Source organism: Thermosulfuriphilus sp., assembly GCF_054026695.1.
Map to the genome: position 1 here is coordinate 50,305 of NZ_JBPMLP010000007.1, position 19,288 is coordinate 69,592.

The window sequence follows — 19,288 nt, forward strand, 5'->3', positions numbered from 1 at the left end:
GATTCCTATAAAGTGGATATGCTGTTTCTTGTACACCTTGCCTCCCCAAAATCTGCCAGGAGATTGAAAAGTTCTCTGACAATGTCCTCAGGGTCACCCCAAAGTCGGAGTTCTCTAGCCTTTTGGGCCATGGAGTCAAGCCTATGTTTGTCCGTCAGGAGTCCCTCCAGGACTTGAGCCAGGTCTGAGGGAGTTAGATTGTCTTCTTCCAGCATTAAAGCCCCCCCGGCCTCTATCAAGGCCCTGGCGTTCTCTCTCTGGTGACCTCCAGCATAGGGATAGGGGATTAACACGGCTGGCTTCCCGAGACAGGAAAGCTCGGCCACAGTGGTGGCCCCGGCCCGAGAGACCACAAGATCGACCTGGGAGTAGGCCCAGGCCATATCGGCGATAAAGTTAAAGATCATGACCCGCTCAATCCCTAAACGGCTATAATTCTGCCGAACTTCTTCTTCGTCTCTCAGGCCCGTTTGATGGATCACTGAAAATACTAGGCCCTTTGAAAAGAGAATTTTTAGGGCCTCAGGGACAACCTGATTAAGCCTTCTAGCCCCTTGGCTGCCCCCAAGGACGAGAAGGCTTGGAAAAGCTGTCTCCCGAGGACAAGGAGACAAAAGCTCTTGACGTACGGGATTCCCAGTAAAGACCGCTTTAGAGGCCCCAAATTCGTTCACAGAGGCTTGGAAGGAGACAAAAATCCTCTGGGCCAGACAAGCAGCTAGGCGATTGGCCAGGCCGGCAACAGCGTTTTGTTCATGGACGGCTACAGGTAACCCCAGGGTCCTGGCCGCCATAACCACCGGAAGGGCAGTATAGCCCCCCAGCCCTAAAACAACCTCGGCCTTAAAAGAACGAAGCACCCCCCGGGCCCTTAGGGTCTCCCTGGTCAAGGCCCAAATGGCGGCCACCTTACCAGAGAGGCCCTGTCCCAAAAAGGGCCGCGGATAGATCTTGGCCGTCGGCAGACCGGCTTCTTTAAGGATTCCCCGCTCAAGGGCTCGGCCTGAAGAGATAAAGAGGACCTCTATCCCCTTTTTCTGGGCCGCCTTAGCTACCGCCACCCCGGGGAAGAGATGGCCTCCGGTACCTCCTCCAGCGACAACTAGCCTCATCAGTGGTAAATTACCTCGCGGTTTTCCAGCCCCCCTTTGGGAGCGATGATCTGGGGGGCCAACTCAAAGACTAGGCTTCGAAAGATCTGCCCCCTCTCTTTATAGCTTTCAAATTGGTCAAAACTGGCACAGGCCGGCGACAAAAGAACGGTGTCTCCTGGATTAGCCAAGCTCATGGCCACCTCTACCGCTTCCTCTAAGCTCTCCACCTGATAGGTTTCAGTAATCGTCCCCAGGTCTTGGGCCATCTTCTCCCGGGCCTCACCCATGAGGATCAGGGCCTTGACTTTATGACGGACAAGTTCCACCAGGGGCAGGTAACTTCCTCCCTTGTCTTTGCCGCCGGCAATAAGGACGATAGGGCCCTCGAGGCCCTCTAAGGCCTTGACCGTAGCATCAACATTGGTGGCCTTGGAATCATTAACAAAATAAACTCCGCCCACCTGGGTGACGAACTCCAGGCGATGGGGATAGCCGACAAAAGATCTAATAGTCTCCGAGATTCCCTCGGGGCTGGCTCCACTAAGCCGAGCCGCCAGAGCGGCGGCCAGGAAATTCTCCCGGTTATGACGCCCTAAAGGTCTAAAAAGAGAAAGGTCGTAAAATTCGTCACCACCGGGTAACTTCAATACAGCCAGAGGCTCCTTAAGATAGGCTACTGAACCCTGAGAAGGCCCGTAAATGAAGACCTGGGCCCTGATACCCGATAGGTGCCGAAGGATCTCGGGATCCGCCCCATTGACAATGGCTATATTTTCAGGACCTTGATTCTCAAAAAGACGAAACTTCGTCCGGGCGTAGTCCTCAAAGGAGGAATACCTTTCCAAGTGATCCGGAGTAATATTGAGAAGGACAGCTACCTGGGGACGAAAATCATGGATGGTCTCTAGTTGAAAGCTTGAGACCTCAACCACTACCACATCGGCCATTTGAGGGCTGGAGACATATTCAGACAGGGGGATGCCAAAGTTGCCCCCAATGAAAACCTTTCTCCCAGAAAGCCTGAGCATATCTCCCACCAAGGCCGTAACTGTTGTTTTGCCATTGGTCCCGGTAATAGCCACCATGGGAGTTTTAAGAAAAGAGGTGGCCAATTCGAGCTCACCGACCAGCGGAATCCCACGCCGGCGGGCCTCATCAAAGGCCTTTCCTCTGGGATCAACCCCCGGACTGACCACAATCATATCAGCCCAAGAAAAGGTCTCCTCTCGATGCCCTCCGGTCTCCAAGAAAACTCCCAGCTGCTCTACAAATTCCTTCTCTTTAGTCTCGATGGCCTCCAGGGATCTCCTCTCCGAGACCAAAACCTCGGCCCCCTTAGAGACGGCCAGCTTAGCCGCTGCCATACCTGAGCGCCCCAGGCCAACGATTACGATCTTTTTGCCTTGAAGCTCCATAAGGATCACCTCAATTTAAGAGTGCTGATAGCGGCCATTCCTAAGATGGCTGAAACTATCCAAAAGCGGACGATCACTTTGGGTTCAGGCCAGCCTTTTAACTCAAAATGGTGGTGCAGAGGGGCCATACGAAAGATACGCCGTCCGGTCAGCCGGAAAGAGGCCACCTGAAGCATGACCGAGATGGCCTCGGCCACAAAGACCCCACCGACAATGGCCAGAAGGATTTCCTGCTTGACCAACACCGCCACCGTCCCTAAGGCCCCCCCCAAGGAAAGGGCCCCCACGTCCCCCATGAAAATCTCGGCCGGGTAGGCGTTGTACCACAGAAATCCCAAGCCAGCGCCCACCAAGGCTCCACAGAAGACGGCCAATTCCCCAGTCCCAGCCACGTAAGGAATCTGGAGATAAGCGGCCAGTTGAGCGTGACCGGCCAGATAAGCAAAAAGCAGATAGGTGGCGGCAGAAATGATATAAGGACCGATGGCCAGTCCATCCAGGCCGTCGGTGAGATTGACCGCATTTGAGGCCCCCACAATAACCACCAAGACAAAGATAAGGTAGAGAACTCCCAACTCCGGCCGAAACCCTTTAAAGAAAGGAACTGCCAAGGTGGTATCAAAACCGTGATAATAGAGATGGCCGCCGATGGCTAGAGCCGCTAGCGCCTGGAAGAAAAGCTTCACCCGACCGGTAAGACCCAGGTTTCGTCTGCCGGAGACCTTCCGCCAGTCATCATAAAGGCCAATGGCCCCAAAAGCAAAAAGGGAAAAAAGGGCCAACCAGACATAGACATTGGTCAGATTGGCCCACAAGAGGGTGGAGATGGCCACAGCCAAAATGATGACAATACCTCCCATGGTCGGCGTCCCGGTCTTGACTCTGTGGGATTGAGGCCCCTCCTCCCTCACGATCTGCCCAATACGCCAAGCCCTCACCTTGGCAATAAACCAGGGCATGAGGGCAAAGGTGATAAAGATGGCCGTAATAGTGGCGTAGATAGTTCGAAAGGTGATATAGCGAAAGACATTAAAGGGACCAAACCAGTCGTGGAGGGGGTAAAGAAGATGATAGAGCATTAATCCCCCTCCTTGAGCCGTTTACAGAATTCATCCAGCCCCATGGCCCGTGAACCTTTGGCCAGGATTACAGCCTGAGGCCGGTCTTTAAGGGCCTCCCGGACCGAAGAGACAAGCTCGTCTTTGGTCTCTAGGTGTCTGGCGACCAGGCCCAGTTCTTGAGCCCTCTGGTTTGTCTGCCGTGAAAGTTCCCCGTAGGTAAACAGCAGGTCAGCCCCCTGACGGAAGACCTCTTCAGCCAAGGACTGATGGAAAAAGGAGGCCCTTTCACCAAGCTCAAGCATGTCGGCCAGAACAACAATCAATGGCCGGCCATTGGCCAATCTTCGGGCCGCCTTAAGGCCTGCGGCCACCGAGGCCGGATTGGCATTGTAGGTATCGTCAATAAGGATGGCCCCGGTGGCCAGCCGCTGAGGATAAAAGCGACCCGCTCTCCCTTCTATATTTTCTAACCCCTTGATAATGGTCTCAAGGGAAATCCCGGCGGCCAGGCCACAAGCCGCTGCGGCCAAGGCGTTCAAAACATTATGGCGACCATAGAGCCGGAGCTTTACTGGAAGGCTCTGACCTTCGATCCTTAAAAAAAAGCCCAGGCCTTCTTCGGTCTCTTCAATGGAGTCTGCAGTTACGTCTGCAGCCCCTGAGAGGCTGTAGGTAACCATCCGGGCCGCATAGGCGGCAGCCTTTCCATAAAGAACCTCATCATCTCTACACACCACCGCCGTCTTTCCGACCAGGGCCTCATAAAGTTCCCCTTTGGCCCGATAGACCCCCTTAAGATCACCAAAGCCTTCGAGATGGGCCGGGAATACGTTGGTTACCAGACCCACATCCGGAGCGGCAATCTCACACAGGCGGGCGATCTCTCCGATTCTATTGGCCCCCATCTCTAAAACAGCCCAAAGCTCCTGCCGGGCCTTCAGAAGGCAGAGAGGAAGACCAATGAGATTGTTGAGGTTGCCTTCGGTTTTAATGGTAGGCCAGACCTGAGAGTAGATGGCTGCCGCAAGGTCTTTGGTGGTTGTCTTTCCACAGGAACCGGTAATGGCCAGAACCTTAAGCCCTAGCTTCCTCCGCCACCAGCCGGCCAGATCCCCCAAGGCCTTCAAGGTGTCCTGGACTTTGATGACCGTGACCGCCTTGTGAAGGTGAAAAAGGTTGAGACCTTCAGGCCAACGTTCAACCAGGGCCCCCGAAGCCCCAGACTCAATAGCTGCAGCCACAAAATCATGACCGTCAAAGCGGGGCCCTTTAAGAGCAACGAAGAGCTCTCCGGGGATCACTTTTCTGGAATCCGTCCCTACCGAGGAAAAAACCACGCCCATGTCTCCAGAGAGGAGACTACCCTGGGTGGCTTCAACGACATCTCGAGCCCTCAATTTGACGTCTGTGCCTGTCATCAGCCTGCTGCCACCTCTTCCATGACTTTTTCCCCAAGGGCCCTAAAAGCCAAAGCCGCCTCCAGAACCTTACGATCGTCAAAAGGATACCGTCGGCCAGAGATCTCCTGGTAAGTCTCATGTCCTTTACCGGCTATGAGAAGACAATCCCCGGAGGAGGCCTCGTTTACGGCCATATAGATGGCCTCTTTACGAGAGACACAGATCCTATGGGCCGTGTCTGGATGAAGGCCCTTTTTGATTTCAGCAATGATCTTTTCAGGATCTTCACTTCGAGGATTATCGGAAGTAATGATGATCAAGTCTGCCAGTCGAGAGGCCACCTCTGCCATCAATGGTCGCTTACCCTTGTCCCGATCCCCGCCGCAACCAAAAACCAGAATAAGACGCCCCACGGTCATCTCTCTGAGGGTCTTCAGGGCCCTTTCCAGGGCCTCGGGGCTGTGGGCATAGTCGACTACCGCCGTAAAACCCAAAGGGCTCTCCATGGTCTCCAATCTCCCCGGGGCTCCTGAGGCCTCAGAGAGGGCCAGGATGATCTGCTCTGGTTCAAGCCCTAAGGAGTAAGCACAGCTGAAGGCAGCTAGGAGATTTTCCGCCTGAAAGGCCCCAACCAGAGGGCTTTTGAAGTTCAGCACTCCAAAAGGGCCTTTTATCTCCAGACGGATCCCTGAGAGGTCGACCTGGAGAAGACGCCCCCGGATCTTGCCCCTTTTTAGACCAAAGGTGATAACTTCTCCTCCAAGCTCCCTGGCCAAACGTTGTCCGTAGGGATTATCGAGGTTGATAATGGCCGGCCCATCAAGATAGTCGGTAAAAAGACGTTTCTTAGCCTGATAATAAGCCTCCAAGTTCGGGTGGTAGTCCAAATGGTCCCGACTGAGGTTGGTAAAAATGGCCGCCCGCACCCGAAGACCATTTAATCTCCCCTGAACCAGACCATGAGAGGAGGCCTCTAAGACCACAGATCTAACCCCTCTTTGTCTAAAGGTGGCCAGGATCTCCTGGAGCCTTATGGGCCCTGGGGTTGTCTCGACAGCAGTCACCCTCTCTCCTCCACCGCGATACTCTATGGTCCCAATGAGTCCAGGGTTTAGCCCCGCATCATCCAGAACTTTCTCCAAAAGATGGGTTACGGTGGTCTTTCCGTTGGTCCCGGTAACTGCCACCGAGAGGAGATCATGGCCAGGATGATCATAGAAGGCTGCAGCCAGAAAACCAGCCGCCTCCCTAGTATTAGGGACCACCAGGGCCGCAGAATCCGTTGGGACCTCCTCCGGCCTCTCTACGGCAAAGGCCACTGCCCCCCGGGCCTTGGCCTGGGAGATAAAGGCATGGCCGTCGGCCCGATGGCCAACAATGGCCACAAAAAGGCTGCCTGGAGCCACCTTTCGGGAATCATCGGTGATGGCTGTAATCATCACCTCCGGCCCCAAGACCCTTGCCCCTGGCACTTCTAGCCCTAGATCTTGGAGTTTCTTTAGCCTTGTTGGCCGAGAATGATCTCGCATTCTTTTATCTTTTCGATTTTGGTTCCTGGTTTGGGCTTCTGCCCCACCACAACGCCAGTTCCCCGAAGACGATAAGGAATACCTAAAGGCTGAAGCCTTTCGACCGCCTCCCGTAGGGTCAGGCCTACAAGGTTGGGAAGCCTGGGGGAGCCAGGCTTTTGGGCCAAGGACTCGGCCCGGGAAGGTCTTTTTTTGGTCTTTTGGACCAGCCCAAAGGCCTTAGGTGGCTTGAGATAGGCGGCATAAAGGGCTTTCATAGCCCGAGGAAGCGCCCGAGTTAAAAAAGGCTCTCTTTCTTTTTTGATCTCCGAGAAAAAGAGCACCTCCACCAAGCGCGGTTTCCCGACTGGAAAGGCCGAGGCCGCAACATAGATGTGTTGCCTGGGGCCAAAGGAGTAGCCAGAGGCTACCGGTTGAGGCTCTATCTCTAAAAGGCTTTCCCCAGAGAGGACTTGCCGACACTGAGGACTGTTTTCCATCAGGGTTTGGTTACCATCGAGGATCTCTTTGGCCACATAGGGCCGACACAGAAGCCCTCCATTGACCAGGGCGGCATAGGCCCTAGCCAACTGAAGAGGAGTCGTTCTTATCTCAGCCAGATAATCAGCCCCTGGCAGGGATGGAGGGAGCCCTCCAGGACTCTCACCAACGAGATCAACCCCGGTCTCTTTGCCAAAACCAAGCCGCCAAGCAAACCCCAAAGGGTCCTTGGCTCCACTGACCAAAAAGGCCTTAAAAAAGGGAGCCATGACCGGCCTCAGAGGAAAGTTCCCAGCAATGACCAGGTTTCTGAGCTCTCCTTCCTGGGCCTGCCAGAAACGGTTAGGATCAAAGGCCGGTAGGCTAGCCATGGCCACAATGGCCCCTGTTCCGGCCTCAAGAATGACACCGGCAGCCTGAAGGGCTCCGGTCTTTTTCTTGAGGTAAGCAAGCTCCTTTTCCAAGCGATACTGAAGATAGGTCTCGACGTTTAAAACCAGACGCCTTCTGCCAGGGTTTCCTTCTGCAAGGAGGAGATAATCATTATAAAAGCCCTCTACTCCCAGAAGCCCCTGCCCCCTTTCGTCAACAAAGCCCAGGATATGGGCTCCCAAGGAATCCAGGGGATAAAGGCGCTGGAAACTCTCACACAGGGTAAGGCCCTCCAGGGACAGAGCCCGGATCTGAGCCACCTTGGCGGGATCAAGATCTTGGGCCAACCAGATAAGGCTCTTCTCCGTCCGGAAACGAACGAGAAGTTCCTCTGGTGTCTGGGGCAGAAGTTTGGCCAAAATGTAGGCCGTCTTCTCCGGCTCTTCTAATTTGACCGGCCGGGCATATAGGGAATAGACCGGTCGTGTTTCGGCAAGCACCCGGCTGTTTCGATCGACAATGATCCCCCGGGGCGGACAGACCTCCACCTTGCCTCCTTCCTCACCTCCCCGGCCAGGAGAGACCTGAGGGAAAAAGAGCCCAAAGGCCCCGGCCACAAGAAGGGCCAGCATGACAGCCACGGCCACAACCCTTTTCTTCTTCCTCCTCCGAGGCCCTTGTCTGATGGTCATCACCTTAGGTCAAAATTCCCTCTGTTAGTCTGAAATTTGTCAGTCAAGACTGATAATTTGCCCTGGTCGAGGCTCTCGCAGACCATGGTATTTTTTAGCCAAACCGATGATCCTATCCTTAGCAAGTAGTCTATTTTCTTCATCGACTAATTTCTTCTTTTGATTGTTAAGGCTCTGGTATTCTGCCTCAAGAGTAGCAATTATCTGACCCATCTGGTGAAGCTTATAGGCAATCACTGCCGAGATGGCAACAGTAACCAGCAAAAATAAACAAAGCAAAATAGAGGCCAATTTTGCCTCGGCCTTTCGAACCCGACCTCGGCCCTTAAGATGAAGACTCCGGGGACCGAGGGCCTCCCGACGGGGGATTCTCAGGGTAGCAGATCTGCTCATAACCGACCTCCTTCCGGGCCCTTGAGCTTTTCGGCCACTCGCATCTTGGCACTCCGGGCCCGAGGATTGCGGGTGATTTCTTCTTTGGTTGGCCTGATAGGTCTTTTAGTAACCGGCCTCAGGCGGGGATCTTCCCGAAGGTATCTTTTGACCAGACGGTCCTCCAAGGAGTGAAAGGAGATGACGACCAACCTGGCCCCAGGACTTAAAAAATCTGGAGCCTTCTTAAGAAAGATCTCCAGATTTTCTAGTTCCCGGTTTACGGCCATTCGTAGGGCCTGAAAGGTCCTGGTCGCCGGATGTCTTCGACCATATCGATATTTTGGAGGATAGACCTTGAGGACAATCTCTGCCAGCTGTCCGGTAGTCTCAATGTTTTTTTTCTCCCTGTAGCTGACAATGGCCCGGGCAATACGGCGGGCAAAGTGATCTTCCCCTAGCTGATAAATAATGTTAGCCAGTTCTCTCTCCGGGGCCTTATTAACCAGATCTTTAGCCGTAAGACTGATCCTTTTGTCCATCCGCATATCAAGGGGCTCATCCTTCAGAAAGCTAAAACCACCTCCTGAATGCTCAATGAGAAAGGACGAAAGCCCTAAATCAAGAAGCATCCCCGAAACCTCTCTTATGCCTGCCCTCAAAAGGACCTCATCCACCAAGGCAAAGTTCTCCCGAAAAAAAAGGATCCGGTCTCTGTAAGGAGCAAGCCTCCTTTGGGCCAGAAGCAGACTTTCCTCGTTCCATTCCAGGGCCACAACCCGGCTCTCAGATGAGGCCTGGACGATGGCCTCAGTATGCCCTCCAAGGCCCAGGGTGCCATCGACAAAGAGTCCTCCAGCAGCAGCCCTAAGGGCCGAGACGGCCTCTTGGCCCAAAACGGGCTCATGATATACCTCCTGGGAGTTTGCTGATGTCGGCCACGAATTCACTGTAGTGCTCAAAGTTATCCCTGACCTGTTTTAATTCCTCTTCCAATCGATCCTTAGACCAGATTTCAAACCGGTTAAGAAGGCCCAAGAGGACCACTTCCCTCTCAAGTCCAGCCTCTTCTCGTAGGTGCTGAGGGATTAAGATTCGGCCCTGTTTATCTAAGGGGCACTCCACAGCAGAGGCGATAAAAAAGCGAAGAAAACGCTGGACCTCGGGCCGTTGCAGGGGCTCCTGACTGAAGCTTTCTTCTATCCGCCGCCACTCCTCATAGGGGTAGGCCACCAGACAGTAGGGAAGATTGGTAACGATAAGACGTTGATCATACTTGGCCAGAAGGACATCCCGAAAACGCGCCGGGATACTGAGACGCCCTTTGTTGTCCAGCGTATGGGCCGACCGCCCTCGAAACAAGAGACCCTCCTAGGCATTGCCATGGTCTGGCCTCCCCCTGTACCCCACCTTGCCCCACTCAGCGCCACTATAGTTAAGCACCTTGCCACCGTCAAGAAAAAAACCGCTAGATCCATATTTTGTGGATCAAAGATGTAAAGACACAATATCTTGACTAAAAAGGCCAATAAAAGGAAACTCCGGAGAGAAAGAGGGTAAGTTACGGAGATCCGTTTTCGAGGTGATTGGGGAGAAGTCCCCCCGGCTGGGGAGTTTTATCCCCTTTTAGAGCCTTCTTATCCTTCCTAACGGTGCCTCTTTGGTGGTAGGAAGTGGGGCGATGGCGACGCCTATATTTGCGGACAGCCCGGTTGTGTTCCCGAAGGGTCCGGGAGAAGTGATGGCCGCCATTTGGTTTGGCCACGAAGTAGAGGTATTTTGTCTCGGCCGGCCAGAGGACGGCCCTAATAGAGGAAAGGCCCGGATTGGCAATAGGGCCTGGGGGAAGGCCGGGGCGCAAATAGGTGTTATAGGGGTTCGGATGGCGCAGGTCCCGGCGGCTCAATCGCCGGCGAAACTTACTGAGCCCGTATCTTACCGTAGGATCGGCCTGAAGGGGCATACCCCGTTTGAGACGATTGAAAAAGACCCCGGCGATAATGGGTCTTTCAGATTCAAGATAAGTCTCCTTCTCAACAATAGAGGCCAGGGTCAGGACCTCATGGACGCTGAGCCCCAGCTCCTGGGCCCGAGTTGAAAAATTGTTCTTCTCCCAGACCTCCCAAAAACGCTCTACCATCTGCCGAATGATATCCTGGGCCTGCATCCCTCGGGTAAGATAGTAGGTATCCGGAAAGAGATATCCCTCACAAGAAGTGGCCTCTATCCCTAAAGCTTTGAGAAAGGCCTTCTCTCGACAGGCCGTCAGAAATTTCTGTGCCTCAACCAGGGAGGCCTTATCAAGAAGCCGGGCAATCTGATAGACATTGTAGCCCTCAGGGATGGTAATAATATGCTGAATGACCTCACCTCGGGCCAGTTTGTCAAGGATATGGATAGCTTTTTCCGCCGGGGAAAGTTCGTATTCACCGGCTCTGATCTTGTCTATCTCTCCCATCAGATAGGCCAAGATGAGAAAAGCGTAGCGGTTGCGGACAAGGCCTCTTTCTTCAAGCTCTTTGGCTACCTCAATAAAAGGGGTTCCTGGTCGAATATAGACGATCTGAACTTCATCACTTGTGGGCTCTGGCGGGCTTATTAGATAAAGGGCACCATAATAGGCCCCAAGACAAAATAAGTAGAAAAAAAGAGCATAACGCCATTTGAGAAATCGGTCCATGGAGCTGCCTTCTTTACGCCCCCTGTGGCTCACAGTAATAATAGAGCTTTACCCCAAAGGAGATCCTGAAAGAAAAGCTCTGAGGAGGACCCCCTGGTGAAAAAGATCATCCTTGGCACTGCCGGCCATATTGACCATGGTAAGACCACTTTAGTCAAGGCCTTAACCGGTATAGACACCGATCGCCTTAAAGAGGAAAAGCTCCGTGGAATCACTATTGAGCTGGGTTTTGCCCATCTCAAACTCCCAAGTGGAGAAATTATCGGTATAGTAGATGTCCCTGGTCATGAGAGATTCGTCAAGAACATGGTTGCCGGAGCCAGTGGCATAGATCTGGTGGCTCTCGTTATCGCCGCCGACGAAGGGATTATGCCCCAGACCAGGGAGCATTTAGCCATCTGTGATCTCCTGGGAGTAAGGACTGGTCTGGTCGTCCTCACCAAAAAGGATCTGGTAGAAGAAGACTGGTTGGAACTAGTTCGGGAAGAGATCAGCGATTTTGTCAGGGGAACCTTCCTCGAAGGAGCTCCGATAGTGGCTGTCTCGGCCACTAATGGAGAAGGAATCGCTGAACTCAAAGAGATCTTGGACCATCTGGTTGCTCAGATCAGGCAACGCTCTAAAAAAGGACCCTTCCGAATGCCTATAGACCGGGTCTTTACTGTCAGGGGATTTGGCACGGTAGTCACTGGGACCACCATTTCGGGTCGCATCCGCGTAGGAGACCAAATAGAGATTATGCCCAAAAGGCTTAAAGGTCGGGTGCGAAACATCCAGGTCTATGGCCAAGATCGAGAGGAGGCCTTGGCTGGAGAACGAACGGCTCTCAATCTTCAGGGGCTGGAGAAAGAATCCCTTGAGCGAGGTGATGTGGTCTGTCGGCCCGGAGGTCTTCGGCCGAGCTGGCTTTTGGATTTGCATCTGCGTTATCTCTCTGAAGCTGGTCGGCCTCTTAAGACCGGAACCCGCGTAAGATTTCATGTAGGAACCTGCGAGACTCTGGGACGGATAGTCCTTTTTGGTGACGAAGAACTCGCCCCAGGCGAGGAGGCCTTGGCCCAGATTCGTCTTGAAAGACCGGTAGCAGTCTGGCGAGGGGATCACTACGTCATCCGCTCCTATTCTCCGGTAATCACCATCGGTGGGGGAACCGTCCTCAATCCCTTGCCCCCTAAAAGGAAAAGGTCCCAACCCCGACATTTAGAGGAACTTCGCCTCCTCAAGGAAGCCAACGATGAAGATCTTATTCTTTATCATCTTCGCCAAGCAGCCCTGAAGGGTCTCACCCTGGAAGAGCTCTCCATTCGGACAGCCCTCTTCGACAAGGCACTTGAGGGTATCATCTCCCGGCTCAAAACCCAAAAAAAGGTCGTTGCTCTTGAGGCCGAGGGGCGAACGATTCTTCTTGAGGGTCGTCGATGGCAGGAGCTTAAGGAGATAATCCTTGAAAGACTCCGGCTCTTTCACCAAAAAAATCCCCTTCTTCGGGGTCTATCCAAAGAAGAACTAAGGAGTCGCCTTCCTTCTGAGCTTGACCAGCGGGCCTTTGCCCAACTGCTCAACGAACTCATCAGCAAAGGACAGATCATCCAGGATCAAGAAGTCATCAGACTCTCCAGCCACAAGATCGTCTTGGCCGAAGAGCAAGAGCGTCTTAAGAGACAGATTGAGAGTATCTTCCGCCGAGCTGGACTTAAAGTCCCGGATCGAGACGAGGCCCTTTCACGTTTTCGCGAGCAACCGGAGTTGGCCCTCAAGCTCTTTGACTATCTTGTCCAGGAAGGACGTCTGGTCCGCCTCAAAGATGGCCTTTACTTTCACCAAGATGTCCTCAAGGAGGTAGAAAAAAAGGTCGTCTCCTTCCTCAAGGAAAACAAGGAGATGTCCATTGCCCAGTTTCGAGAGCTGACCAGAACGAGTCGGAAATATATGATTCCCCTTCTAGAGTATTTGGACCACAAGAAGGTCACCCTGAGGATTGGGGACAAGCGGGTTTTGAGGAAGAAGGATCTTTAGGCCTTCGTTCGACTTCGACCCAGTCGACTAGGCCAGGAAAAGACGATCGAAGCAATGTCTCGAATGGCCTGAGAGGCAGGAGAAAGGGGCCAGCCCTCAAGGAGAAGCCTCTGTTCTCTTACGGCTTGAAAAAGATTTTTATCCCGCGGGATAACCCCCAACAGATGAACCCTCACCGCCAGAAAACGATCAACCACCCGGCTGATCTGTTCAAAGAGTCTCTGACCTTCGCGTCGACCAGAGGCCTCGTTGATCACTATCCAGAAGTCCTTCCGGCCTTGGTGACGGTGGAGGACCTTGATCAGGGCGTAGGCATCAGTCAGGCTGGTGGGTTCAGGGGTAATGATGACGACAACCCGGTGAGCTAAGCTATTGAACCAGATAACTGTATCTCCAATCCCGGCCCCGGTATCAAAAAGAACCCACTGATACCGACTCCAGAGACCCTGGAGATGCTCCAGGAGATGTTCTTTGGCCTCGTTATCGAGTCTGGTCAGCTCAGCCACTCCGGAGGATGCTGGCAGGACATCAAAGCCCTGGGGGACAGAGATGACAATCTCTTCAATAGGTTCTCCTTCCATAATGACGTGCTGGATGTTTTTGCTCGGAGCCAACTCCAAGAGTATATCCACATTAGCCAACCCCAGATCACAATCAACCACCAGGACCCGACCTCCTGAGTCGGCAATGGCCTTGGCCATATTGACCACAAGGCTGGTCTTGCCTACTCCACCTTTGCCACTGGTAACACTAAGGATCATCTCTTCCTCCCAAACAAAAGGCCCTTCTCTTCAGCAGAAACCCCAGCCTCGGCCGGATAAAGAGAGCGCCAATCCGGATAACAGATCCGGTTGCGCCCTTCCTGCTTGGCCCGCAGGAGTTGTTCGTCTGCCTGACGTAAAAATTCCTCCCAGCCGATCTCCTGGTGGGGTTTAAAGACCGAGATTCCCAGACTGGCCGTAACTTTGATCTCCTGGCCGTTATCCTTGACCCTAACCCTGGCGATGGCCCGCTTAAGACGTCGCGAAAGGGCCACTGCTCCCTCCAGACCAGTGGCTGGAAGCAAGACGGCGAACTCCTCGCCCCCGTATCTGGCAGCAGTATCTGTCTTGCGGATGTTCCTGGCAATGGTCCGGGCTACAGCCTGAAGGACCATGTTTCCTGTCTGATGGCCATAGGTATCGTTTATCTGTTTGAAGAAATCGAGATCGAGCATGATTAGCGAGCAGGAAAAGTTACCTCGCCGGGCCTGTTCGAGGGCAGCCTCCACCTGCTCCTTAAAGTAAGAGAGCTTGTAGAGACCGGTCAGTTCGTCTATAACCACCGCCTTCTCTAGCTCCTGACATCTTCTAATGAGGCTCTCAAGCCCTTGAGCGGCCTCTGTCAAAAGGGGGTGATGATTGTCCCTGGCTGCCTCCCAGAGGCGTCTGAGAAGGTCTTGATAGGCGTCCATCGGTGTCCTACTTATCGGCCCTTGGTCTTATGGACTGAAGAACATGAAGGACGAGGGACTTAAGAAGGCTTGCCTCCGAAGATCTCAAGGCCAAAAGAAGGACAAAATAGACCAGAGCTGCCAGGAAAATAATCCCCAGAGCGACCATAACCTGAAGGGCCAAAGGGCCCGAGATGTAAGGACGACATAGGAGGCAGACCAGAGCCATGACCATCGAGGCCAAGAGCACCTTTAAAGAAGAGACAACAATCTCACTCAAGGGAAATCCCCCGATTAGACGATAAAGAACGGCCGAGAGAAAAAGAAAATTAAAAGAGATAGTCAGGGCGGTAGCCAGAGCGATGGCCCGAAACCCTAGAGGTTCAATAAAGGCCACAATAAAGGCTATGTTCAATCCCACCGAGGCAAAACTGGCCACTACTGGCCATCTTGGTCTTCCCAGGGCATAAAATATGGGAACCACCACCTTGACTCCGGAGTAGCCTAGGAGGCCGAGGGCATAGAAAGAAAGGGCTGTGGCCGTCATGAGGGTGTCGTTGGGGGAGAAACGGCCGTGTTCAAAGATGATCCGGACGATGGGCTCCCCCAGAACGATAAGCCCTACTGCTGCCGGAAGGCAAAGGCTGAGGGTTAGGCCCACCGATTGGGAAAAGGTCTTACCCAGCTCAGAAAGGGATCCTCTGGCCGCCAACCGGGAGGCCACAGGAAGAGTGGCCAAGGAAATAGCCACCCCAAAAAGGCCAATGGGAAGATACATCAGCCTAAAGGCGTAATTGAGCCAAGCCACGGCCCCCTCTCCACAGCTGGCCGCAAAATAGGTATTGACAAAGATATTAACTTGGGTGGCCGAAAGCCCTACCACTGCCGGAACCATAAGCCGAAAGACCTCTCTTACCCCTGGGTCTTTAAAATCAATAACCGGCCGGGGACGATATCCTAGGCGTCTCAGAGGCCGGAGCTGGACGGCGGCCTGAAGGCCTCCTCCGGCCAAAACCCCAATGGCCATGCCCACAATGGCTGGGTAACCTAAATGTTGAAGTCCTATGGCCAAGACCACCCCAACGGTTATAGAGCCGGCATTAAAGAAGGCCGAAGACAGTGAGGGGACAAAGAAGACCCCTTTGGTGTTCAGGATACCCATAAAGATGGCTGCCACTGATACCAGCCAAAGAAAGGGGAACATGATTCGGGTAAGAAGGGTCGTGAGGGCGATCTTCCCGGGGACGGCTGAAAAATCCGGAGCCATAAGCCTGACCAAATCTTCCGAAAAAACGATGCCCGCAAAGACTATGATTAGGACCACCAGACTCATGGCCCCCAGAACGGCATTTGCTAACTGATAGGTCTTCTGGGTGCCGTGTTTTTGATCCTGGGCACTGAATACGCTTACAAAGGCCGAAGAAAGAGCCCCTTCGGCAAAAAGATCCCGCAGGAGGTTGGGGATCCGGTAGGCCACCACATAGGCGTCCATGGCCGTGCCTGCCCCGAAAAGTCCAGCCAAGACCTGTTCTCTCACCAGCCCCAAAATGCGGCTGGCCATCACGGCCAGGCTCACCTGACCAGCCGAACGGGCAATCTGCTTTCTGGTCTCCTCCATTAGCCTCTTCCCATAAGAACGATCAAGGCCACGCCGGCAACCATAAGGCCTGCCCCGAGGAGTCGGGACCCGATGGACTCCTCTTTTAAAAAAAGCCCCCCAAAGGCCACACTAAAAAGAAGACTCAGCCTCTTTACGGCAATCATGTAGGCAGCTTCAACCAGACTAATGGCCGTCATATGACAGATAACCATTGCCGACTGACTAAGCCCCACAGAAACAAAACCCCTTCGGGCCGAAAAGATCTTTCTCAACCTTACCCGAAAAAGGATCCTCAGAACGAAGGTGGCAAAAAGGCCATGGAGGACGAAATAAAATACGGCGAAAAAAAGAGGGCTCGAATGAAGGACAGCCAGCTTACCCAGAACAGAGTTAATGGCATAGATAGCGGCCACAATAATCATCAGCAAAGAACCCTTCTCTTGCCAGATGGCCCGAAAGGGAGCCAAGAGGCCGTTTTTGATCTGACCCAGGTTGAGAAGATAGCTTCCAGAGACGATGAGAAGGATGCCGGCAATTCCCCAAGGGGTAAGGCGTTCGTTGAGAATAAGGGCTCCGGTCAGGATCATAAAGGCCGGGGTAAAAGAAAGAAAAGGCACTGTCAGTGAAAGAGGGGAAAGCCTTAAGGCCTTCATATAAAGGAGAAGGGCTGTTGTCTCCAGAGGCAAAAGGACTACTACTGCCTTTATAAAAGTCTCATCCAGAGGGGGGATCTGGATAAAAAAAAGGGCCGGGGCCAAGAAGACAAAGGGTCCTAGGGCCCGGGCCAAGGCCATCTCCGGGCTTGAAAGATGACTAAGATACTTTTTGGTGAAAAAATCCGCCCCCGAAGAGGCTAAAGCCGTACTCAGAGCCCAAACAAACCACATAGTCATCTATCCTAATGGCCTTAAATGATAAGGGAAAGTGACCTAAACTTTTTAAAAGGCTGCGTTGATGATTTAAACTGGTATTTTTAGAATCTGAAAAAAAACAAAGGGGTAATCTATGCCCAACAAGGTTATCCTCCATCTTGATTGTCGTCTCTACTGGAAAAGCGAGGTAGCTAACCATGAGGAGCGCTACTTCGTAAAGGCCAACCTTTGGCGGGATCTCTGGCCGACCGAGGTGGCCAAAATCCTCAAAAAGGCTCAACCTGGCAACCGCTATCGGTTCTCCTTCCCCCCAGGAACCCTAATCCCCAAAAGAGATGAGGCCGAGATCCGCCGGGCCGCCCCCATAAGGTTCCGGACCCAGAAAGTGGGAGATATTCCCCGTCTGGGTCGTTTTTATCCCCGTGGGGTCTTCAACCTCCCCGGTTTCTACAATGCCGACATCCGCCCCACCAGGATCATCAAACTTACCGAAGAAGTTATGGTCCTTGATCTCAATCATCCTTTGGCTGGCCAACCCCTGGAGCTAGAAATCGAGGTTTTGGATATCATCCGCGGTGGGGAAGAACGGGGAGGTCGGGTCCGGGATTGGGGAGAGATCCTCACTGATGGCCCTGGTATCCAGGCCCGATTTGGCAAGACGCCTACGGACTTCGGGGGGCCTAAGGCCCAAAGAAGGGCTGATAACCGCCCAGATGCCGAGTTTTACAGTCAGCCCCAAGGACGACTGCCTATCGATGAAAAGGCCGCCGATCTTATCCTTGAGATCAATCGCCGGATCCTCCCCGATGGCCCTATATTAGAGCTTTTCTCCTTAAGCGAAAGTTTCCTCCCAGAAGGAAAAAAGATCACCGGCGTCTCTCCTTCCCGGGCAGCAGTTGCCGGAAACCCAAAGCTGGAGAAAAAGATTATCCAGGACCTTAACCAGGATCCTCGACTCCCCTTTGAAGGAGAAAGTTTTGAGGCCGTAGTTCTAAACCTAAGCCTACCTTATCTCCTTGATCCCGGAAAGATAGCCAAGGAGGTGGCCCGGGTCCTCAAACCCAAAGGGGTCTTTCTCCTTACCTTTACCGACCGTTTCTTAGCCCCCAGAGCTACAGAACTCTGGATAGATCTCCATCCGTTCGAAAGGATGGGCTACGCCCTAGAACATCTCTTGGCCACCGGGGCCTTTAAAGACCTCAACACTTATTCGGCCCGGGGTTTCCCTCGACCAGTGTCAGACGTCCTTTTTCCGGAACGACAAGAGGCTGATCCGGTCTTTGCCGTCTGGGGAAGGCGTCTTTAGGAACGACGAAAACGGCGGCGGTGTCTCTTCCAGGCCGGATCCTTCCGACGGCCCTTTCTGGCCGGATCCTTAAGAGTAGTTGAACCAGGCATCTGGTGCGGAGCTGGCTCCTTGGTGGCCTTTTTCTCCCGGGCCTTCTTATCTTGGCGTTTCTTTGGGAATCCAAGGTTCTCCCGGTCTAGAGAAGGACCTTTCAAAAACTGGGGTTCCAGCCATTCACAGAGATAGACCAATTCTCCAACCCTCCAGAAGGCCGTACCCTGAGCCTGGGCCTCCTGGGCCAGGACCTCAAGCCGGATGGCCCTGGGCCCCAGGCGTCCTCTGGCCCGTTCGGCAAGTTCTTGGGAGGCATAAAGCCTGATGAATCGTCCCTTGCTAGGCGAAAGGCCCTTTTGAGAAACATGGAACCAGGCTCGCTGCCTTATCACTGCGTAAAGGAGTAAAGGGGGTGTAGCCGGAGTAGGAAGGGGATGATTATCCCTTAGGCCAGGAAGGGCCCGAACTAGACCTTCACGAAATTCGAAACGCTCCGGCCGGTCAAAAAGAAAAAGATTCTTAAGGGTCTGTTCCCGGATATGCCCCCAGCCTGGCTCCTCGCGGATGGCCTGAGCCAGCTCTTTAAGCTCCAAGAAGCCTTCTTCATTTGGGGCCAAGGCAAATTCATCGGGCCGGTGGGCCAAAATGTAAAAAACTAGCTTCTCCAAACGGCTAAGTTTCCTTTTGTCCATAGAACCAATTTAGCAAAAAAAAATTAACTTCCGAGAATATAGGCAAGGGCTCAAGAAATCATCTCATCGTTGCCCCCAGGAACCTTTATGAACAAGACCATATCCTGGGAAGAGATCCAAGAGCTTGCGGAAAACATTTGTGAGACAGCGGATCTTCCCGGTTTCTCGGAGGTCATCTCAACCATCTCAAGTCTTGATCCTGAGGAGGGGTTCTCTGCCCAGGAGCTGGCCGGTCTTAT

The 19,288-nt window shown here is 53.3% G+C and carries 17 protein-coding genes; 2 read left to right on the forward strand and 15 right to left on the reverse strand.

The window, feature by feature from the left end:
• Window positions 1-5: 5 nt before the first annotated feature.
• From murG to mltG, 10 genes are all read right to left on the reverse strand, one after another.
• Window positions 6-1,112: an undecaprenyldiphospho-muramoylpentapeptide beta-N-acetylglucosaminyltransferase gene (murG, locus tag ACXJJX_RS01215; RefSeq protein WP_456431080.1), complete on the reverse strand. Its 1,107-nt coding sequence runs from the start codon at window positions 1,110-1,112 to the stop codon at window positions 6-8.
• Window positions 1,112-2,509, reverse strand: coding sequence for a UDP-N-acetylmuramoyl-L-alanine--D-glutamate ligase (murD, locus tag ACXJJX_RS01220; protein WP_456431082.1), 1,398 nt, complete (start codon window positions 2,507-2,509; stop codon window positions 1,112-1,114). The genes murG and murD overlap by 1 nt, the downstream gene beginning before the upstream one ends.
• Window positions 2,510-2,514: 5 nt before the next feature.
• Window positions 2,515-3,588: a phospho-N-acetylmuramoyl-pentapeptide-transferase gene (mraY, locus tag ACXJJX_RS01225; RefSeq protein ID WP_456431084.1), complete on the reverse strand. Its 1,074-nt coding sequence runs from the start codon at window positions 3,586-3,588 to the stop codon at window positions 2,515-2,517.
• On the reverse strand, window positions 3,588-4,988 hold the full coding sequence (locus ACXJJX_RS01230; RefSeq protein WP_456431086.1) for a UDP-N-acetylmuramoyl-tripeptide--D-alanyl-D-alanine ligase: 1,401 nt from the start codon (window positions 4,986-4,988) through the stop codon (window positions 3,588-3,590). The genes mraY and ACXJJX_RS01230 overlap by 1 nt, the downstream gene beginning before the upstream one ends.
• The gene (locus tag ACXJJX_RS01235) at window positions 4,988-6,499 is read right to left on the reverse strand and encodes a UDP-N-acetylmuramoyl-L-alanyl-D-glutamate--2,6-diaminopimelate ligase (protein WP_456431088.1); all 1,512 of its coding nucleotides are present in this window, start codon (window positions 6,497-6,499) and stop codon (window positions 4,988-4,990) included. Before ACXJJX_RS01235 ends, ACXJJX_RS01230 begins: the two co-directional genes overlap by 1 nt.
• Window positions 6,469-8,043 carry a penicillin-binding transpeptidase domain-containing protein gene (locus ACXJJX_RS01240; protein ID WP_456431118.1) on the reverse strand — a complete coding sequence of 525 codons (1,575 nt, stop codon included), beginning with the start codon at window positions 8,041-8,043 and terminating at the stop codon, window positions 6,469-6,471. Before ACXJJX_RS01240 ends, ACXJJX_RS01235 begins: the two co-directional genes overlap by 31 nt.
• 39 nt (window positions 8,044-8,082) lie before the next feature.
• A complete protein-coding gene (locus ACXJJX_RS01245; protein WP_456431090.1) occupies window positions 8,083-8,436 on the reverse strand; it encodes a hypothetical protein in 354 nt (117 codons plus the stop codon).
• Window positions 8,433-9,311 (reverse strand): 16S rRNA (cytosine(1402)-N(4))-methyltransferase RsmH, encoded by an 879-nt coding sequence (rsmH, locus tag ACXJJX_RS01250; protein WP_456431092.1) that lies wholly within the window; start codon window positions 9,309-9,311, stop codon window positions 8,433-8,435. The genes ACXJJX_RS01245 and rsmH overlap by 4 nt, the downstream gene beginning before the upstream one ends.
• A 7-nt stretch (window positions 9,312-9,318) precedes the next feature.
• Window positions 9,319-9,777, reverse strand: a complete 459-nt coding sequence (gene mraZ, locus ACXJJX_RS01255; RefSeq protein WP_456431094.1) for a division/cell wall cluster transcriptional repressor MraZ — start codon at window positions 9,775-9,777, stop codon at window positions 9,319-9,321.
• A 199-nt stretch (window positions 9,778-9,976) separates the two neighbouring features.
• The gene (gene mltG / locus ACXJJX_RS01260; RefSeq protein WP_456431096.1) at window positions 9,977-11,095 is read right to left on the reverse strand and encodes an endolytic transglycosylase MltG; all 1,119 of its coding nucleotides are present in this window, start codon (window positions 11,093-11,095) and stop codon (window positions 9,977-9,979) included.
• A gap of 96 nt (window positions 11,096-11,191) precedes the next feature.
• Between mltG and selB the strand changes: the two genes are divergently transcribed.
• Window positions 11,192-13,111 carry a selenocysteine-specific translation elongation factor gene (gene selB, locus ACXJJX_RS01265; RefSeq protein ID WP_456431098.1) on the forward strand — a complete coding sequence of 640 codons (1,920 nt, stop codon included), beginning with the start codon at window positions 11,192-11,194 and terminating at the stop codon, window positions 13,109-13,111.
• On the opposite strand, the gene ACXJJX_RS01270 is transcribed toward selB, so the two are convergent.
• From ACXJJX_RS01270 to ACXJJX_RS01285, 4 genes are read right to left on the reverse strand one after another with little or no spacing between them, the layout of a single operon-like run.
• Window positions 13,108-13,872, reverse strand: coding sequence for a MinD/ParA family protein (locus ACXJJX_RS01270; protein WP_456431100.1), 765 nt, complete (start codon window positions 13,870-13,872; stop codon window positions 13,108-13,110). The genes selB and ACXJJX_RS01270 overlap by 4 nt on opposite strands.
• Window positions 13,869-14,564 (reverse strand): GGDEF domain-containing protein, encoded by a 696-nt coding sequence (locus tag ACXJJX_RS01275; RefSeq protein WP_456431102.1) that lies wholly within the window; start codon window positions 14,562-14,564, stop codon window positions 13,869-13,871. The genes ACXJJX_RS01270 and ACXJJX_RS01275 overlap by 4 nt, the downstream gene beginning before the upstream one ends.
• 7 nt (window positions 14,565-14,571) lie before the next feature.
• Window positions 14,572-16,161: a murein biosynthesis integral membrane protein MurJ gene (gene murJ / locus ACXJJX_RS01280; RefSeq protein WP_456431104.1), complete on the reverse strand. Its 1,590-nt coding sequence runs from the start codon at window positions 16,159-16,161 to the stop codon at window positions 14,572-14,574.
• Window positions 16,161-17,030: an EamA family transporter gene (locus ACXJJX_RS01285; protein ID WP_456431106.1), complete on the reverse strand. Its 870-nt coding sequence runs from the start codon at window positions 17,028-17,030 to the stop codon at window positions 16,161-16,163. Before ACXJJX_RS01285 ends, murJ begins: the two co-directional genes overlap by 1 nt.
• A 118-nt stretch (window positions 17,031-17,148) precedes the next feature.
• Between ACXJJX_RS01285 and ACXJJX_RS01290 the strand changes: the two genes are divergently transcribed.
• A complete protein-coding gene (locus ACXJJX_RS01290; RefSeq protein WP_456431108.1) occupies window positions 17,149-18,321 on the forward strand; it encodes a class I SAM-dependent methyltransferase in 1,173 nt (390 codons plus the stop codon).
• Here ACXJJX_RS01290 and ACXJJX_RS01295 read toward each other — a convergent pair.
• Window positions 18,318-19,049, reverse strand: a complete 732-nt coding sequence (locus ACXJJX_RS01295) for an RNA 2'-phosphotransferase (protein ID WP_456431110.1) — start codon at window positions 19,047-19,049, stop codon at window positions 18,318-18,320. The two genes, ACXJJX_RS01290 and ACXJJX_RS01295, sit on opposite strands and share 4 nt — an antisense overlap.
• Window positions 19,050-19,288 lie beyond the last annotated feature (239 nt).

Bases quoted from the DNA above. Each gene is read 5' to 3' on its own strand.
- ACXJJX_RS01270 (WP_456431100.1), bottom strand. From the start codon at position 13,872: ATGATCCTTAGTGTTACCAGTGGCAAAGGTGGAGTAGGCAAGACCAGC.
- ACXJJX_RS01230 (WP_456431086.1), bottom strand. From the start codon at position 4,988: ATGACAGGCACAGACGTCAAATTGAGGGCTCGAGATGTCGTTGAAGCC.
- ACXJJX_RS01240 (WP_456431118.1), bottom strand. From the start codon at position 8,043: ATGACCATCAGACAAGGGCCTCGGAGGAGGAAGAAGAAAAGGGTTGTG.
- ACXJJX_RS01285 (WP_456431106.1), bottom strand. From the start codon at position 17,030: ATGTGGTTTGTTTGGGCTCTGAGTACGGCTTTAGCCTCTTCGGGGGCG.
- ACXJJX_RS01290 (WP_456431108.1), top strand. From the start codon at position 17,149: ATGCCCAACAAGGTTATCCTCCATCTTGATTGTCGTCTCTACTGGAAA.
- ACXJJX_RS01295 (WP_456431110.1), bottom strand. From the start codon at position 19,049: ATGGACAAAAGGAAACTTAGCCGTTTGGAGAAGCTAGTTTTTTACATT.
- ACXJJX_RS01245 (WP_456431090.1), bottom strand. From the start codon at position 8,436: ATGAGCAGATCTGCTACCCTGAGAATCCCCCGTCGGGAGGCCCTCGGT.
- mraY (WP_456431084.1), bottom strand. From the start codon at position 3,588: ATGCTCTATCATCTTCTTTACCCCCTCCACGACTGGTTTGGTCCCTTT.
- ACXJJX_RS01275 (WP_456431102.1), bottom strand. From the start codon at position 14,564: ATGGACGCCTATCAAGACCTTCTCAGACGCCTCTGGGAGGCAGCCAGG.
- ACXJJX_RS01235 (WP_456431088.1), bottom strand. From the start codon at position 6,499: ATGCGAGATCATTCTCGGCCAACAAGGCTAAAGAAACTCCAAGATCTA.
- murJ (WP_456431104.1), bottom strand. From the start codon at position 16,161: ATGGAGGAGACCAGAAAGCAGATTGCCCGTTCGGCTGGTCAGGTGAGC.
- mltG (WP_456431096.1), bottom strand. From the start codon at position 11,095: ATGGACCGATTTCTCAAATGGCGTTATGCTCTTTTTTTCTACTTATTT.
- murD (WP_456431082.1), bottom strand. From the start codon at position 2,509: ATGGAGCTTCAAGGCAAAAAGATCGTAATCGTTGGCCTGGGGCGCTCA.
- murG (WP_456431080.1), bottom strand. From the start codon at position 1,112: ATGAGGCTAGTTGTCGCTGGAGGAGGTACCGGAGGCCATCTCTTCCCC.